The sequence below is a fragment of the uncultured Marivita sp. genome, from assembly GCF_947488135.1.
GTDB lineage: Bacteria > Pseudomonadota > Alphaproteobacteria > Rhodobacterales > Rhodobacteraceae > Marivita.
Genome location: NZ_CANKYW010000007.1, coordinates 94614 through 110130, shown reverse-complemented (window position 1 = coordinate 110130; position 15517 = coordinate 94614). Strand labels below are relative to the sequence as shown.

The 15517-nt window shown below is 62.5% G+C and carries 16 protein-coding genes; 8 read left to right on the top strand and 8 right to left on the bottom strand.

Annotation, left to right across the window (positions count from 1 at the left end; genetic code table 11):
* The first annotated feature begins 146 nt into the window (after positions 1-146).
* Positions 147-1112, top strand: a complete 966-nt coding sequence (locus tag Q1B16_RS17705) for a DUF3179 domain-containing protein (RefSeq protein WP_299791958.1) — start codon at positions 147-149, stop codon at positions 1110-1112.
* Here Q1B16_RS17705 and Q1B16_RS17700 read toward each other — a convergent pair.
* Together Q1B16_RS17700 and tyrS are read right to left on the bottom strand one after the other, a co-directional pair.
* A complete protein-coding gene (locus Q1B16_RS17700) occupies positions 1070-1951 on the bottom strand; it encodes a GNAT family N-acetyltransferase (protein ID WP_299791955.1) in 882 nt (293 codons plus the stop codon). The genes Q1B16_RS17705 and Q1B16_RS17700 overlap by 43 nt on opposite strands.
* A gap of 69 nt (positions 1952-2020) precedes the next feature.
* Positions 2021-3271, bottom strand: a complete 1251-nt coding sequence (tyrS, locus tag Q1B16_RS17695; protein WP_299791953.1) for a tyrosine--tRNA ligase — start codon at positions 3269-3271, stop codon at positions 2021-2023.
* A 54-nt stretch (positions 3272-3325) separates the two neighbouring features.
* Between tyrS and Q1B16_RS17690 the strand changes: the two genes are divergently transcribed.
* Positions 3326-4420, top strand: coding sequence for an anhydro-N-acetylmuramic acid kinase (locus Q1B16_RS17690; RefSeq protein WP_299791951.1), 1095 nt, complete (start codon positions 3326-3328; stop codon positions 4418-4420).
* A 328-nt stretch (positions 4421-4748) separates the two neighbouring features.
* Here Q1B16_RS17690 and moaA read toward each other — a convergent pair whose 3' ends face one another.
* The gene (gene moaA, locus Q1B16_RS17685) at positions 4749-5753 is read right to left on the bottom strand and encodes a GTP 3',8-cyclase MoaA (RefSeq protein WP_299791949.1); all 1005 of its coding nucleotides are present in this window, start codon (positions 5751-5753) and stop codon (positions 4749-4751) included.
* Between the two features lie 80 nt (positions 5754-5833).
* On the opposite strand from moaA, the gene Q1B16_RS17680 reads away from it, so the two are divergent.
* Entirely contained in the window at positions 5834-6319 is a 486-nt protein-coding gene (locus Q1B16_RS17680; RefSeq protein ID WP_299791947.1) for a hypothetical protein, read from the top strand.
* On the opposite strand, the gene Q1B16_RS17675 is transcribed toward Q1B16_RS17680, so the two are convergent.
* From Q1B16_RS17675 to glmU, 3 genes are read right to left on the bottom strand one after another with little or no spacing between them, the layout of a single operon-like run.
* Entirely contained in the window at positions 6308-6991 is a 684-nt protein-coding gene (locus Q1B16_RS17675; protein WP_299791945.1) for a DNA alkylation repair protein, read from the bottom strand. The two genes, Q1B16_RS17680 and Q1B16_RS17675, sit on opposite strands and share 12 nt — an antisense overlap.
* A complete protein-coding gene (gene glmS, locus Q1B16_RS17670) occupies positions 6988-8805 on the bottom strand; it encodes a glutamine--fructose-6-phosphate transaminase (isomerizing) (RefSeq protein WP_299791942.1) in 1818 nt (605 codons plus the stop codon). Before glmS ends, Q1B16_RS17675 begins: the two co-directional genes overlap by 4 nt.
* A gap of 9 nt (positions 8806-8814) precedes the next feature.
* Positions 8815-10164, bottom strand: a complete 1350-nt coding sequence (glmU, locus tag Q1B16_RS17665; protein WP_299791939.1) for a bifunctional UDP-N-acetylglucosamine diphosphorylase/glucosamine-1-phosphate N-acetyltransferase GlmU — start codon at positions 10162-10164, stop codon at positions 8815-8817.
* A gap of 105 nt (positions 10165-10269) precedes the next feature.
* Here glmU and Q1B16_RS17660 point away from each other — a divergent pair, with 105 nt between their 5' ends.
* Positions 10270-10932, top strand: coding sequence for an HAD-IA family hydrolase (locus Q1B16_RS17660; RefSeq protein WP_299791936.1), 663 nt, complete (start codon positions 10270-10272; stop codon positions 10930-10932).
* Here Q1B16_RS17660 and Q1B16_RS17655 read toward each other — a convergent pair.
* On the bottom strand, positions 10929-11384 hold the full coding sequence (locus Q1B16_RS17655) for a CreA family protein (RefSeq protein WP_299791933.1): 456 nt from the start codon (positions 11382-11384) through the stop codon (positions 10929-10931). The two genes, Q1B16_RS17660 and Q1B16_RS17655, sit on opposite strands and share 4 nt — an antisense overlap.
* Before the next feature lie 9 nt (positions 11385-11393).
* Entirely contained in the window at positions 11394-11864 is a 471-nt protein-coding gene (locus tag Q1B16_RS17650; protein ID WP_299791930.1) for a pyridoxamine 5'-phosphate oxidase family protein, read from the bottom strand.
* Between the two features lie 140 nt (positions 11865-12004).
* On the opposite strand from Q1B16_RS17650, the gene Q1B16_RS17645 reads away from it, so the two are divergent.
* Genes Q1B16_RS17645 through Q1B16_RS17630 form a run of 4 tightly spaced genes read left to right on the top strand, consistent with a single transcriptional unit; the run spans position 12005 to position 15516 of the window.
* Positions 12005-13168 (top strand): isovaleryl-CoA dehydrogenase, encoded by a 1164-nt coding sequence (locus Q1B16_RS17645; RefSeq protein WP_299791927.1) that lies wholly within the window; start codon positions 12005-12007, stop codon positions 13166-13168.
* 4 nt (positions 13169-13172) lie between these two features.
* A complete protein-coding gene (locus Q1B16_RS17640; protein WP_299791924.1) occupies positions 13173-13472 on the top strand; it encodes a hypothetical protein in 300 nt (99 codons plus the stop codon).
* Between the two features lie 11 nt (positions 13473-13483).
* Positions 13484-15031, top strand: a complete 1548-nt coding sequence (locus Q1B16_RS17635; protein ID WP_299791921.1) for an AMP-binding protein — start codon at positions 13484-13486, stop codon at positions 15029-15031.
* Complete coding sequence (locus Q1B16_RS17630) at positions 15028-15516, top strand: lysozyme inhibitor LprI family protein (RefSeq protein WP_299791918.1); 489 nt, start codon at positions 15028-15030, stop codon at positions 15514-15516. Before Q1B16_RS17635 ends, Q1B16_RS17630 begins: the two co-directional genes overlap by 4 nt.
* The last annotated feature ends 1 nt before the right edge of the window (position 15517 follow it).

Below are 15517 nucleotides of genomic sequence, written 5' to 3'. Positions count from 1 at the left end.
CATGACGCTTTGCGGGTTTGCAACGGAGCATTTGCATATTTGCAAAAAGAAGAACGAGGGGGTCGCGCCTTGTCACAATGGCGTGGGCGGGCTGTGCAGATGCGGCGGTTTGCGTCAAGCTGGATGGCATCTGGAGGAGATGTCCCATGCGCCTGTCGATCTTGTCCGCCCTGGTCTCGATGCTTCTGGTCGGGTCCGCCCTGGCCAGTCCGGAGTTCTGGCGCAACGAGTGGCCCGACACGAATTTCGAAAAGACCACGGTTCCCAATTGGGTGGAGATCCTGTCGGGCGGGCCGCCGAAGGATGGCATTCCTGCGCTGAGCGATCCCGATTTCGTGCGCGCCTCCGGCAAGACCGGGCTCGACCCGGCCGAGCCCGTGATCACTTTGGACATGGGCGGGCAGCCGCGAGCTTATCCGATCCGCTACCTCACCTGGCATGAGATCGTGAACGATGTGGTGGGGGGCGTGCCTGTGGCCGTCACCTTTTGCCCCTTGTGCAATTCGGCCCTGAGTTTCGACCGTCGGGTCAATGGCCGGGTTCTGACCTTCGGCGTGACCGGGAAGCTGCGGAATTCGGACATGATCATGTATGATCGCGAAACGGAAAGCTGGTGGCAGCAAGCAATCGGCGAGGCGATTGTGGGCGATCTGACCGGGGCGGAACTGAAACTTTTGCCAAGCTGGATGGAAAGCTGGGCCGAGTTCTCTGCCCGCCATCCCGATGGGCTGGTGATGGCCGAACCGGCATATAACAGAGATTACGGGCGCAATCCCTATCGTGGCTATGACAGCTCGACCAAACCGTTCCTCTATTCCGGCGAGATGCCGCCCCACGGGATCGACGCCTTGGCGCGGGTGATCCGCGTCGGCGACCGAGCCTGGCCGATGGCGCGTCTGGCCCGCGAGGGTGAGGTGCGCGAGGCCGGGGTCGTGATTTCCTGGCGGGCCGGTCAGGCTTCGGCGCTCGATACCGCGCGGATCGGCGACGGCCGGGATGTCGGCTCTATCCGGGTGCGCGACGGGCAGGGGCGGGACGTGCCGCATGACGTGATGTTTGCCTTTGCCTATCACGCCTTCTGGCCGGACGGGACCTGGATGCTGGGGAACTGACGGCGGATCCTTGGCAGGCGCAACCATGTGCCGCCGAGATCGTGGCGCGCCGCCCCGGTGCGGAGTTTGAACCGGTCAAGGCTGTCCGGACCGGTCAGCAGGCCAAGATCGAGCGTGGTATACCCCCGCGCCGCCAGCCAGAGCATCATGTGCCAAAGCGTCAGATTGTGCGCGTTTCTGCGGCGACCTTCGGGCAGCGTGACCCCGATGTGATACGTCGCCCAGGGCCGATGGCAGAGAAACAGCATCGCGGCGAGCGGCGTTTTCGCGTCGAAGGCCGTGATCACCCGCGCCCGACCTGGGTTTTCGGCGGCGAAGGTGTTGAGCAGAGAGAGCGGCCAGTTGCGATACCGCTTGGCCTTTTGCTGCGCATCGTCAGCGGCGGTCACCCAATTGTGCCTCACCGGGTGGTAAGGCGTGTTGGTGACGCGGAGTCCCGTATCTTCGACCCTGTTCAACGCGTTGCGCCACTTCTGGTGAAAGGCGGCTCGCATAGCGTCTGGAGAGGAGAGCGATAGCAGTGCAACGCTTTTTGCGCGGGCAAGACGGATGTGCCCGGCACCACGGAAGTCGTGATTGTCGGCGTTGACAACCAGCGGTCCCTTCAAGTCCAGCCTGTGAAGATAGGCGGCGGCGTCATCCGGCGTCACGCCCACGGGCCCGCGTGAGATCAGGTTCACCTGGCCGATCAGGAGAAAAGCGCGCGTCTGGATCAGACAGCGTCCGGCGTCCGAGATGGTGTCGATGCGAACCCCGGTGCCAAGGGCGCGCAAAGTTCGGGCGTATTCATCGGATTGGGGCAGAGGGTTGGGCACCATCCCGCTGGAATAGCGTCGCAAGGTTGCGGTTTGGTTAAAACCAGCGCGAAGGATGCCCCGGCACTTGTCCGGGGCCTCCCGCGAACGTGGTCAGTCCAACTTGACCAGCGCGTGGCGTTTCTTGCCGGCACTGAGTTTGATCGGAGAGGCAAGGGCCGCCGCGTCGATCATCAGGCCTGCATCCGTCAGCGGCGCATCGTCGATCTTTGCGCCGTTTTCCGCGATGAGGCGTTTGGCCTCTTTGCCGGATTTGGCGAGACCCGTCTTGACGATCAGTTGCACGATGGAGATGCCGTCGCCGATATCCTCGGACGTGAGGGCAACGGTGGGCAGGTCGTCACCGATGCCGCCTTTCTCGAACACCTCACGCGCCGTGGCTTCGGCCGCGTGCGCCGCCTCGGCCCCGTGGCACAATGTGGTCACTTCGTTCGCAAGCACGATCTTGGCGTCGTTGATCTCGGATCCCGCCAGCGCGCCAAGGCGGTCGCATTCGTCAAGCGGCAGCTCGGTATAGAGCTTCAGGAAACGGCCCACATCGGCATCGGTGGTGTTGCGCCAGAATTGCCAGAATTCATACGGGGTGAGCATGTCGGCGTTGAGCCACATCGCGCCGCCCTGGCTCTTGCCCATTTTCTTGCCGTCGCTGGTGGTCAGCAGCGGCGAGGTCAACCCGTAGATCTCGTGATCCAGCACGCGTCGGGTGAGGTCGATCCCGTTGACGATATTGCCCCACTGGTCCGACCCGCCCATCTGCAACAGGCAGCCATAGCGGCGGTTGAGTTCAAGGAAGTCATAGGCCTGAAGGATCATGTAGTTGAATTCGAGGAAGGACAGCGACTGTTCGCGGTCGAGGCGGGATTTGACGCTCTCGAAAGACAGCATTCGGTTGACGCTGAAATGCCGCCCGATGTCGCGCAGGAAATCGAGGTAGTTGAGACCGTCCAGCCATTCGGCATTGTTCAGCATGATCGCGTCTGTCGCGCCGTCGCCGTAGGTCAGGTACTTGGCGAAGACCTGCTTCATGCCGTCGATATTGTCGTCGATCTGCGCGGGCGTCAGCAGCGGGCGTTCATCCGCGCGAAAGCTCGGATCGCCCACCTTGGTGGTGCCGCCGCCCATCAGGGTGATCGGCTTGTGCCCTGTCTTTTGCAGCCAGCGCAGCATCATGATGTTCAGCAGATGCCCCACATGCAGCGATTTCGCCGTGGCATCATAGCCGATATAGGTCGGCACCACCCCGTTGATCAGTGCCTCGTCAAGGCCCTGGTAATCGGTGCAATCGGCCAGAAAGCCACGCTCCATCATGACGCGCATGAAGTCCGATTTGGGATGGTAGGTCATGGGGTTGCCTCGTTATAGATTGGTGGGGCAGCTATACGCAGGGCAGGGGAAAAGGTGAAGGGCAAGTTGGCAGAACCGATCTGGGCCTTGGGTGCGATGTCGGGCACGTCCTTGGATGGCGTGGACGCGGCGCTGGTCCTGACAGAAGGGATGACGATTTCCGAGTTCGGTCCATCGCGCTATCGCGGGTATTCGGCCGAGGAGCAAACCGTGCTGCGCGCGGCTCTGGGCAAATGGCCGGGGGACGATCTGGAGGCAGCCTCCGCCGTGGTGCTGGACGCGCATATCGCGGCGTTGCGCGGGTTCGATGCGGATGTGGTCGGGTTTCACGGGCAAACCTTGGCCCATGACCCGCAAGGGCGCGGCACGCATCAATTGGGCGATGGCGCGGCTTTGGCCGAGGCACTGGGGCGCACGGTCGTCTGGGACTTCCGATCGAATGACGTGGAGCTTGGCGGCGAAGGCGCGCCGCTGGCGCCGTTCTTTCACTGGGCCTGCGCGAAGTGGATCGGGGCGGAGGCGACGCTGGCCTTTCTCAACCTCGGGGGCGTCGGCAACCTGACCTGGGTCGATCCGGCGTCGGGCAGACCTGAGGATCCCGGTGCTTTGCTGGCCTTCGACACCGGCCCCGCGAACGCGCCGATCAATGATCTGATGATGCAGCGGCGCGGGTTGCCCTTTGACGAGGGCGGTACGCTGGCGGCGCAGGGGCAGGTTGTGGATGGCGCGTTGGAGCTGTTTCTGGAGGAAGGCTATTTCCGCAAGATGCCACCGAAGTCGCTGGATCGGAACGATTTTTCCTTGATGCTCGATCTCGTGCGCGAGCTTGGCGATGCGGATGCGGCGGCCACCATGACGGCGATGGCGGCAGCCGCCGTGATGCAGGGGATGGAGCATTGCCCGGTGGCGCCCGACCGCCTGCTCGTCACTGGCGGCGGGCGGCACAACCCGGTGATGATGGCGATGCTGGAGTCTGCGCTCGATTGCCCGGTACAGCCCGTCGAAGCGGTGGGTCTGAACGGCGACATGCTGGAGGCGCAGGCCTTTGCCTATCTTGCCGTGCGGGTAATGTGCGGTCTGCCGACCTCGGCCCCGGGAACGACGGGCGTGCGTGCGCCCGTTGGCGGTGGGCAGATTTCGCGGGTGTGACGATAAGGAGCGCCTGCGGCGCACAGCTTTTGCGCGTCACGCCTTCGGCGCGCCACGCGGTTGGGGGGCTTTGCCCCCCGTCGCTGCGCGCCTCCCCCCAAGGTATTTCTGGCCCAAAGAAACCTTTTGTTAAGGTTAACGCGCTATCCTCTAGACACGGTACAGGCGGAGGCGCCGATGGCCGTGCCCGAAGAAGCCTCTGATCCTTCAGACCGCTTCTGCGCCCGTCGCGTCTTGTGCGCGGCGGGTTTTTCGTCGCTTCAAGGTTTCTTTGGGCTGAAAATACCTCTGGGAGCGCGAGGGGCTGGCCCCTCGTAGCTGCGACGGCTCAGCCGCCAGTATGGCTCATGTGGCGCGAGACGCGGCCGTCGACGGTTTGGCGAGAATAGTCGAAATCGTGGCCCTTGGGCTTCAGCGTGATTGCGTCGCGGATCGCCTGTTCCAGCGGTGCGTCGCTCTGCGGATGGTTGCGCAGGGCCGAGCGGAGATCGGCGTTGTCTTCCTGGCCGAGGCACATGAACAGCTCACCCGTGCAGGTCAGGCGCACGCGGTTGCAGCTTTCGCAGAAATTATGCGTGAGCGGCGTGATGAAGCCGATCTTCTGACCTGTTTCCTCGATCCGGACGTAGCGGGCCGGGCCGCCGGTGCGTTCGGGCAGGTCAGTCAGGGTATACTCTTTGCGAAGCTCGTCGCGCAGGTCACTGAGTTTCCAGTACTGGCCGAGACGGTCCTCGTTGCCGATGTCGCCCATCGGCATGACCTCGATGAAGGTGAGATCCATGTCGCGGCTGTGGCACCATTCGGTGAGGGTGAACAGTTCGTCCTCGTTGAAACCCTTGAGTGCCACGGTGTTGATCTTGACCCGAAGCCCCGCTTTTTGCGCGGCGTCGATCCCTTTGAGCACCTGCGGCAGGCGCCCCCACCGGGTGATGTCGGCGAATTTCTGATCGTCCAGTGTGTCGAGAGAGATGTTCACGCGGCGCACACCGGTGGCAAACAGATCGTCCGCGAACCGTTCGAGTTGCGAGCCATTGGTCGTGAGCGTCAATTCCTTGAGCGTGCCGGCGTCGAGATGGCGAGTCATCGACCGGAAGAAGGTCATGATGTCCCGCCGCACCAGCGGTTCACCCCCGGTGATGCGCAGCTTCTCCACACCCAGCCGGATGAAGGTGGAACACATGCGGTCCAGCTCTTCCAGCGTCAGCAATTCCTTCTTGGGCAGGAAGGTCATGTTTTCCGACATGCAGTACACGCAGCGGAAATCGCAACGGTCGGTGACGGAAACGCGCAGATAGGTGATCGCGCGCTGGAAGGGATCAATAAGCGGTGTCATGCCGGGGAGCCTAGCCTTTCGCTACAGACTGGGCAAGTATGCCGGTGCAATCATGTGCGGGACAAAAGTCGGAGGACGCGGTGCTGAAGAAACTTGGAATTCTGGGGAGTTGTCTGCTGTTGACCGGGTGCGGCGCGTTGCAGATGTCCCCGCAATCCGCGCCCGGAGCGAATGACGGGCAGGTGAGGCCACAATCGCGTCCTGCGGAGACGGATGCGGCGGCGCGTCGGCCGCCTGCGACCGCGCGCACGGTGGATGAATTCGACACGACGACAGCGCAAGAACGTGAGGCCGCGGCCGCTCCGGCGGCGGCTTCGGCGGAGCGGTCTTTGGGCACGACCGTCGTGTCGCTGGGCGATCCGGCCCGTCCGGGGTTCTGGCTCGAGACATCGTTGGTGTCGGCGGCAGGTTCCGGGCGCGTGGTCTATCCCGAGACCGGGCAGTCGGCGCAGGTGGACCTGATCCCGATCGACGGGGGCGGCAGCCGCATGTCGCTGCCCGCGATGCGGTTGATCGGCGTGCCGCTCACCGGTTTGGTCGAAGTGCAGGTGTTTTCAGGCGGGTAGATGGCGCGCGGCCTCTTTGCGGGCAAAGGTTTTCAACCTGTCGCCGTGTTCCGCGAGGAACGCGCGGGTGCGGTCCGGATCATGGCGGGACAGGTCGCGCAGCCACCAGGCGACCGCTTTCTGAATGAACCACTCCGGGTCGGTCAAATAGGTCGTGGCCCAGCCGAGGATGCGTTCGCGCGCGGCAATATCGTCGGGTGTCGGGTGGTTCTGCTTGGTCCACGGCAGGGTGATGACCAGCGCCGCGCGTCGGGTCCACATATGATCACTCGTTGTCCACGTCTCAACAGTATCGAGGCGCGACGGATCGGCGACCAGGCGTTTCTGACCGGCGATACAGGCGTGATCGGCGATGGCCCAACTGTCGAAATCGGGCATCCAGGATTGGATAAGATGCCAGGCGTCATCGTCGGTGGGTTTGATCCGCGCCTGAGTGAGCAATTTCGCCGCCGCGACGCGGGCCTCGAAGATATTCGTTTGCCACAGATCGCGGGCAAGTCGGAGCCGGTTGTCGAGGTCGAGCGTCTGGCGCCACTCCCGTACGAGGATATCGGTTTCCGGATTGGCGACACCGAGATACGGGCGGTCCACCTTGTGATAGACCGCCATCTGTTCCGCGCGCCCGGGGTCGGCCTTGGCCGTCAGAGCCGCGATGGCGTCGTCGAGTTTCATTCCACGGTGACGGATTTGGCAAGGTTGCGGGGCTGGTCCACATCGGTGCCTTTCGCGATGGCGGCGTGATAGGCCAGAAGCTGCGCCGGCAGCGCGTAAAGCAAGGGCGACAGGATCGGCGACACTTCGGGCAAAATGATGGTGCGCCAGACATCCGAGCCCGCGGCCTCCGCCCCGGCGGCATCCGTGATGAGGCAGACCTTGCCACCACGGGCCATCACCTCTTGCATGTTGGACACCGTCTTTTCGAAAAGCGCGTCGCGCGGGGCCATGACGATCACTGGAACCGACTTGTCGATCAGCGCGATGGGACCGTGCTTGAGTTCGCCCGATGCATAAGCTTCAGCGTGTATATAGCTGATTTCCTTTAATTTCAGTGCGCCTTCAAGGGCGAGAGGATACATCAGCCCACGCCCCAGGAACAGAACATCTCGCGCCTCGGCGATCTTGTGCGCCGCGTCCGCCATCGCCGGATCGCGGTCGAGCGTGGCGTTGAAAAGGCCCGGCAAGGCGCGCAGGTGAGTCAGGGTGTCCTTGAGATCGTCGGAACTCATCGTGCCGCGCTGGGAGGCTGCGTGCAAGGCCAGCAACAACAGCGTGTTGAGCTGGCAAGTGAAGGCTTTGGTCGAGGCAACCCCGACTTCGACCCCTGCATGAATCGGCAGGGCGACATCGCTTTCCCGCGCAATGGAGCTTTCGGCGACATTGACCACCGAAAGGATGCTGTCCGTCTTGCCTTTGCAGTACCGCAGCGCCGCCAAAGTGTCTGCGGTTTCCCCCGATTGCGACACGAAAATCGCGACAGTTCCGGGGGCTACCGGCGGTTCCCGATATCGGAATTCCGAGGCGATATCGACTTCGACGGGCAGTCGGGCCAGTTGTTCGAACCAGTATTTTGCCGTCAGGCAGGCGTAGAATGCCGTGCCGCAAGCGACCAGTGTGAGACGTTCGATCTTGGTGAAATCGGGCAGTTCCGCCGGAAAGACGATGGTCGTCCCATCGAGATAGGCGCGCAGGGCGTCCGCCAGAACGGTGGGTTGTTCGGCGATTTCCTTGGCCATGAAGTGCTTGTAGCCAGCCTTGTCGACGCGGGTCGCGTCAGTGTTGATCTTGCGGCTTTCGCGGGTGACGCGCGCACCGCTTTCGTCAAAGATATCAAGCGTCTGCCGGGTGACAACGGCGCAATCGCCTTCTTCGAGATACGTGATCGTGTCGGTCAACGGCGCCAAGGCGATGGCGTCGGATCCGACGAACATCTCGCCATCGCCGTGACCGATGGCCAAGGGGCTGCCACGGCGGGCGGCGACGATCAGGTCGTCCTCGCCATCGAATAGGAAGGCCAGAGCGAACGCCCCTTCGAGCTTGGCCAAACAGGCGCGGGCGGCGTCCACATGGCCCAAGCCCTGCTGCATCAGGTGATGTGTCAGTAAGGCGATGGTTTCGGTATCCGTGTCGGTCTGCGGCGTGATCTGGTGCTGCGCAAGTTCGGCGCGCAGGTCCTTATAATTCTCGATGATCCCATTGTGGACAACCGCCACCGGGCCCGATTGATGCGGGTGGGCGTTTTTCGTGTTAGGCTCGCCATGGGTGGCCCAGCGGGTGTGCCCGATGCCGGATTTACCGGGAAGCGGGTCGTGCACCAGAAGGTCGGACAGGTTCACCAGTTTGCCCACGGCGCGGCGGCGGTCCAGTTTGCCGTCGTTTACGGTGGCGATCCCGGCGCTGTCATAACCGCGGTATTCGAGCCGCTTGAGCGCATCGACCAGAAGAGGGGCAGCCTCGTGCTTGCCCAAAATGCCGACAATTCCACACATGATCTAAATCTATCCCTTTAATTGCTTGGCCTTCTTGGCGCGCAGCATTGCAAAAAGTTTGCGCGCGAAGCCTTGTTTGTTGGTCTGCTCGGTCCGGGCGATGGCCATGGCACCGTTTGGCACGTCTTTCGTGACGACCGTTGAGGTCGCGGTCATGGCCTCGTCGCCCACGGTCACGGGCGCGACCAGCATGGTGTTCGATCCGATGAATGTATCACGTCCGATCGTCGTTTTGTGCTTCATCACGCCGTCGTAGTTGCAGGTGATGGTGCCCGCGCCGATATTGCTGCGCGCGCCGACCGAAGCATCGCCGATATAGGTCAGATGATTGACCTTTGCGCCCTCGTCGATAGAGGCGTTCTTGATTTCCACGAAATTGCCGATGTGCACGTCCTCGGCCAGTTCGGCACCGCGGCGCAGGCGTGCGAAGGGGCCGACCGTCGCACCGCGACTGACATGGGCGCCCTCGAGATGGCTGAAGGCGCGGATGCGTGCACCGGATTCGACGGTAACGCCGGGGGCAAAGATCACGTTCGGCTCGATCTCCGCGTCGCGGCCGATGATTGTGTCGAAGGACAGAAACACTGTGTCGGGGGCCTGCATCATCACCCCGTCTTCGATCAGGTCACGGCGGCGGTTGGCCTGAAATGTCGCCTCGGCAGCGGCCAGTTCGACGCGGGAATTGATCCCCAACGTTTCCGCCTCGTCGCAGGTGACGGCGGTGGCTTTCAGGCCGCGCTCATTAGCGATGCCGACGATGTCAGTCAGGTAGTATTCCTGCGCCGCGTTTTCATTCCCGACGGCGTCGATCAGGTCAAAGAGCGTTTCGGAATCCGCGCAGATTACCCCTGAATTACAGAGTTTTACGGCGCGTTCTTCATCCGATGCATCCTTGTACTCCACGATTTTCGACAGCGTGTTGCCATTGACGATGAGACGCCCGTAGCGCCTGGGGTCAGTCGCCTCGAAGCCAAGCACCACCACGTCATGCGTGACCCGCGCGGCGATCATGGCCTCCAAGGTTTCGGTCGTGATAAACGGCGTGTCGCCGTATAGCACGATGACGTCGCCCTCAAACCCGTCCAGCGCGCCGCGCGCCTGCGCCACGGCATGCGCCGTACCAAGCTGGTCTTTCTGTCGAACGGTCAGCACGTCTTCATCGAAATCCCGCGCTGCGGCCTCGACCAATTCCGCTCCGTGGCCGGTGACGACCACCGTCCGTTCCGGCTCCAGCGCCGAGGCCGAGAGCATCGCGTGGTGCAACAGGGGCGCGCCGCCGATCTTGTGCAGGACTTTCGGAAGATCGGACTCCATGCGCGTGCCCTTGCCCGCTGCGAGGATCACCAAGGCTATGCTCATCAGGTTTCTCTTTGTGTTTTGCTCACGGTCCTTTTATCGGTCTGGGCCAATGCCGCAAGGCAGCTAATTTCACACATGATTGCGAGTTGTGACAGGAGAGACCCGGTGCGGACAGTGATATTCGACCTCGACGGCACTCTGGCCGACACCAGCGGCGACCTGATCGCCGCGGCCAACCATTGCTTTGACCGTATGGGGTTCGACACCCGGCTTGATCCCGCCACCGATGCGGGCACGGCGCTTCGGGGTGGGAAAGCCATGCTGACCCTCGGGCTCGAGCGCGCCGGGCAGTATTCCGCCGGATTGGTGGAACAGTGGTATCCCGAACTGCTGAGCGCGTATGGAGATGCGCTGGATGTGCACACCGTCATGTATCCGGGCGCGATGGACGCGGTGGAGCTGTTGAAATCGAACGGAATGGCCGTCGGCATCTGCACGAACAAGCCCGAAGGTCTGGCAGAAACCCTGATGACACGGCTGGGCGTGCGGGATGCGTTCGGGTCGCTGATCGGGGCAGACACCTTGCCCACGCGAAAACCCGATGCGGCGCCTTATATCGCGGCGGTCGAACGGGCGGGTGGCGTGGTGGCGCAAAGCTGTTTGATCGGAGACACGAAAACCGACCGCGACACAGCCCGCGCGGTCGGCGTTGCCTGTGTTCTGGTCGGTTTCGGTCCGTCCGGCGAAGACATGGCGGCGCTCGAACCCGATGCGATCATCCATCATTTCGATGAACTGCCGGGCGTGGCCGCGCGGCTTTTGGCCTAGTCAGACCCATAAAGCGGCACGGTCGACATCGACACCTTGGCCGACCCGTCCGTCAATTCCGCCGCATGGGCGATATACACCAGCGTCTGGTTCTTTTCGTCGAAGATCCGCTTCACGCGCAATGATTTGAGGATGATCGACCGCGAGGCGCGGAAGACATCCTCACCATCGTCATCACGGTCGATATCGCCAATTTCGATGGGTCCGGTCTGACGGCAAGAGATTGACGCGTTCGATGGGTCCTCGAACCAGTTTCCCTTGCTCAAACGATCGATCAGCCCGCGTTCGAAATAGGCGATATGACAGGTCACGCCTGCCACATCCGGGTCTGCGATGGCTTCGATGATGATATCGTTGCCGACCCAATCCACGCCGACCTCACCGATCTGTTCGGCTTGGGCGGGGGACAGGCAGAGCAAGCCCAGAAGGCAGGCGGTTCCAACTCGTTTCATGTGCGGTCCTTAAAAGTGAATCATACCGTATTCGCCGGTATCGGGTTTGGAATCTGTGACATTCGCCTTGATCGTCTCGAACAGGTATTTGGCGGTGCCGTCGGTGGCCCAGATCTCGGCTTCGGTCGGAGTGTATTTCATCAATCGCACCGAGTCATCCTCGCGGCCGTTCTCGAACCACGCGGCGGCCATCGGCGACCAAAGCTCGTCCAGTTTTTCGCTATCGTCCGAGACCGAAAGACGGCCCTTGATGGTGCCGTACATTTTCCCGGCCGAATCGCAGAGGTAAATGTCAGCCCCTTCGCCAGCCTTCGCAGCCTTGAACGTGTCGTGATCGGCGGAGGTGATGAACCAGATGGCGGTGTCTTCTTTCCGTGCGAGAGGGGACATCGGCACCGGTGTGCCGCCGCCCGCGCCAAGAAGGACGACGTGGATCTTGCTCATGTTGTTCCAGAATGTTTCGGTGAGTGTCGCGGTCATTGCGTGTCCTTTCGCGTTGAAATGCGGTTCAGTCGCTCAACGCGGGCCGGGTCCGGCGGTTCCTTGCGCTTGACCTGACGTGGGGGTTTCCTCTAGGATTTGAACAAGTGTTCAATAAGTCCGCTCTTGGGGAGAGGCGAATGTTCAACGCGACCATGCAGTTCGATCTGGGTGAAGACGTCAATTCCTTGCGCGAGATGGTGCACCGCTGGGCGCAGGAGCGGGTCAAACCGATGGCGGCCGAGATCGACCAGAAGAACGCCTTTCCGCCCGAGTTGTGGACCGAGATGGGTGAGCTTGGCCTACTGGGCATCACCGTGGACGAGGAATATGGCGGCGCGGGAATGGGCTATCTGGCGCATACCGTGGCAGTGGAAGAGGTTGCGCGTGCGTCCGCCTCGGTGTCGCTGTCTTACGGTGCACACTCCAACCTCTGCGTGAACCAGATCAAGTTGAACGGAAATGCCGATCAGAAGGCGAAATACCTGCCCGGTCTGATTTCCGGCGAACATGTCGGTGCGTTGGCGATGTCCGAGCCGGGGGCAGGGTCCGACGTGGTCTCCATGAAGTTGCGCGCGGAAAAGCGGAACGATCATTACAAGCTGAACGGAAGCAAATACTGGATCACCAATGGCCCCGATGCCGACACGCTGGTGGTCTATGCCAAGACCGATCCCGATGCCGGGTCCAAGGGCATCACGGCGTTCCTGATCGAAAAGACGTTCAAAGGATTCTCCACCTCCCCGCATTTCGACAAGCTGGGGATGCGCGGGTCGAACACGGCGGAACTGATCTTCGATGACGTCGAAGTGCCGTTCGAGAACGTGCTGGGCGAAGAGGGCAAGGGCGTGCGCGTGCTGATGTCCGGCCTCGATTACGAACGTGTCGTGCTGGCTGGGATCGGCCTTGGCATCATGGCTGCCTGCCTGGACGAGATCATGCCCTACATGGCCGAGCGCAAGCAGTTCGGCCAGCCCATCGGCAGCTTCCAACTGATGCAGGGCAAGATGGCCGATATGTACACGGCGATGAATTCCGCCCGCGCCTATGTCTACGAGGTCGCCAAGGCCTGCGACCGGGGTGACGTCACCCGTCAGGACGCCGCCGCCTGCTGTCTCTATGCCAGCGAACAGGCGATGGTGCAGGCGCATCAAGCGGTGCAGGCGATGGGCGGGGCCGGGTTCCTATCCGACGCGCCCGTGGCGCGGATCTTCCGCGACGCCAAGCTCATGGAGATCGGCGCGGGCACGTCCGAGATCCGCCGCATGCTCGTCGGACGAGAAATGATGGCGGCGATGGGCTAGAGCTGTGCCACGCTGGGTCTGGTGGGTGCCCTTGGGCCTTGCCACCTTGGTCGGGGCGTTGCTGGCGTTTCGCTACGGATGGATCGCCGCCACGATAACGGAGACGGATGTGATCAATGCAATGACCCATCGCTACGTGACGCAGGACGGCAGCGCCGACGCGCGGGTGTCCGATTGCGTCGGACTGGCGGGGCAGGTCGGTGGCGCGTGGATCACCGTGCGCTGTGCCGACATCCTCTATCACGTAAATCGCTTCGGCAGCCTGATTTCGGTCGGGGCCGTGTCGGGACGGCCATCGACATGACGGCGCGCCCAATGCTCAGACCGAAGTCTTATGACGCCCTCTGCAAGGGGTTCGACTGGGATTTGCCGCCATCTCTCAACATGGCGCACCAGGTCTGTGACGGCTGGGCGGCGACAGAACCGGACCGCGTGGCGATCATCGAGGTGACGCCGGACGTGACCCGCCGGATCACCTATGGCGATCTCTGGTATCGCTCGCGTCAGGTCGAGGTCGCGCTGATCGAACGTGGCGTGATGAAGGGCGACCGGGTTGGCGTGCTGCTCTCGCAATCACCGCTTTGCGCCGCCGCGCATATCGCGGCATGGCGGCTGGGCGCGATATCCGTGCCGCTGTTCAAGCTCTTCCGCACGGACGCATTGAAAACCCGGATCGAGGATGCGGGGCTGGGCGTGGTCGTGACCGATCTGGAGGGCGTGGTGCAAATGACCGGGCTGGGCGTGGCCACCATCACCCGCAGCGATCTGGGCGCGTCCTCCGGCACCCGCGCGATGGTCGATACCGGGCCGGATGATGCCGCGGTGCTGATCTATACCAGCGGCACCACAGGTTCACCCAAGGGCGCGTTGCACGGGCACCGCGTGCTGACCGGCCATCTGCCGGGTGTCGAGATGAGCCATGATTTCCTCGGGCAGGAGGGCGACGTGCTCTGGACACCCGCTGACTGGGCTTGGATCGGCGGGTTGTTTGACGTGCTGATGCCCGGGCTGGCGCTTGGCGTGCCGGTGGTTGCGGCGCGGATGCCCAAATTCTCGGTCGAAGAGTGCGTAAGGATTTGCACAGAAGCATCTGTGCGCAATGTCTTTTTCCCACCAACGGCTCTGCGGATGCTCAAGGCGGAAGACGCCCGGATCGACGGGCTGCGCTCGGTCGCGTCAGGGGGTGAGACGCTCGGGGCCGAGATGCTGTCCTGGGGGCGTGACGCGTTCGGCGTGACGATCAACGAATTTTACGGCCAGACGGAATGCAACATGATCGTGTCCTCTTGCGGCGCGTCCTTCGACTCCGTGCCGGGCGCAATGGGGCGCGCGGTGCCGGGGCATCAGGTGGCGGTGATCGGCGAGGCTGGTTTGCCGTGCGAGGGTGAAGGCGACATCGCGGTACGCCGTGGATCCGCTTCTATGATGCTGGAATATTGGCGCAAACCCGAGGAAACGGCGGCGAAGTATCGTGGCGACTGGATGCTGACCGGGGATCGCGGCGTGATGGATGGCGACACGATCCGCTTTGTCGGACGCGAGGACGACGTCATCACCTCGTCCGGCTACCGCATCGGCCCGGCGGAAATCGAGGATTGCCTGCTCACCCACCCGGCGGTCGCCACCTGCGGCGTCGTCGGCAAGCCCTGCGCGCTGCGCACCGAGATCGTGAAGGCCTACGTGGTGCTGAAGGACGGGGTTAACACCTCGGTTACGGATCTTCAGTCATGGGTAAAAGATCGACTTGCAAGCTATTCTTATCCAAGGGAAATCGAATTTCTGTCAGAGCTTCCGATGACTGTCACCGGCAAGGTGATCCGCAAGGAATTGAAGGCCCGGGCGCGGCAGGAAGGATTGTCATGAGATACGCTCCCATCGCATTTTGCCTGATGCTGGCACCGCAGATTGCGCCTGCGCAGGAATTCGCCATCGACAAGAGTATCGTCCGCGATTGCTTTGACACCACCGAGATCGGCGCGATGTATCCGCCCTGTCTTGGCCAGGCGGCAGGCCAGTGTCAGGATCTGCCCGACGGCTCAACCACAATCGGGATTGCCCAGTGTATTCAGGCCGAAACGGCGGAATGGGACGCGATCCTGAACGAAGAATACACGGCGACGCAAGCGGTCAATGCCGAGGCCGACGCGGCAGGGTACTCGACCGTGATGGACCGGACCGATGCCTTGCGCGATGCGCAGCGGGCCTGGATCGCCTTCCGTGATGCCGATTGTGCGGCGCGCTACGCGATGTGGCAGGACGGCACGATCCGCACCATCGTTGGCGCGAATTGCCACCTGACCATGACGGCTGGGCGGGCCATCGAATTACGCGACATGCGGGGACAGTAAG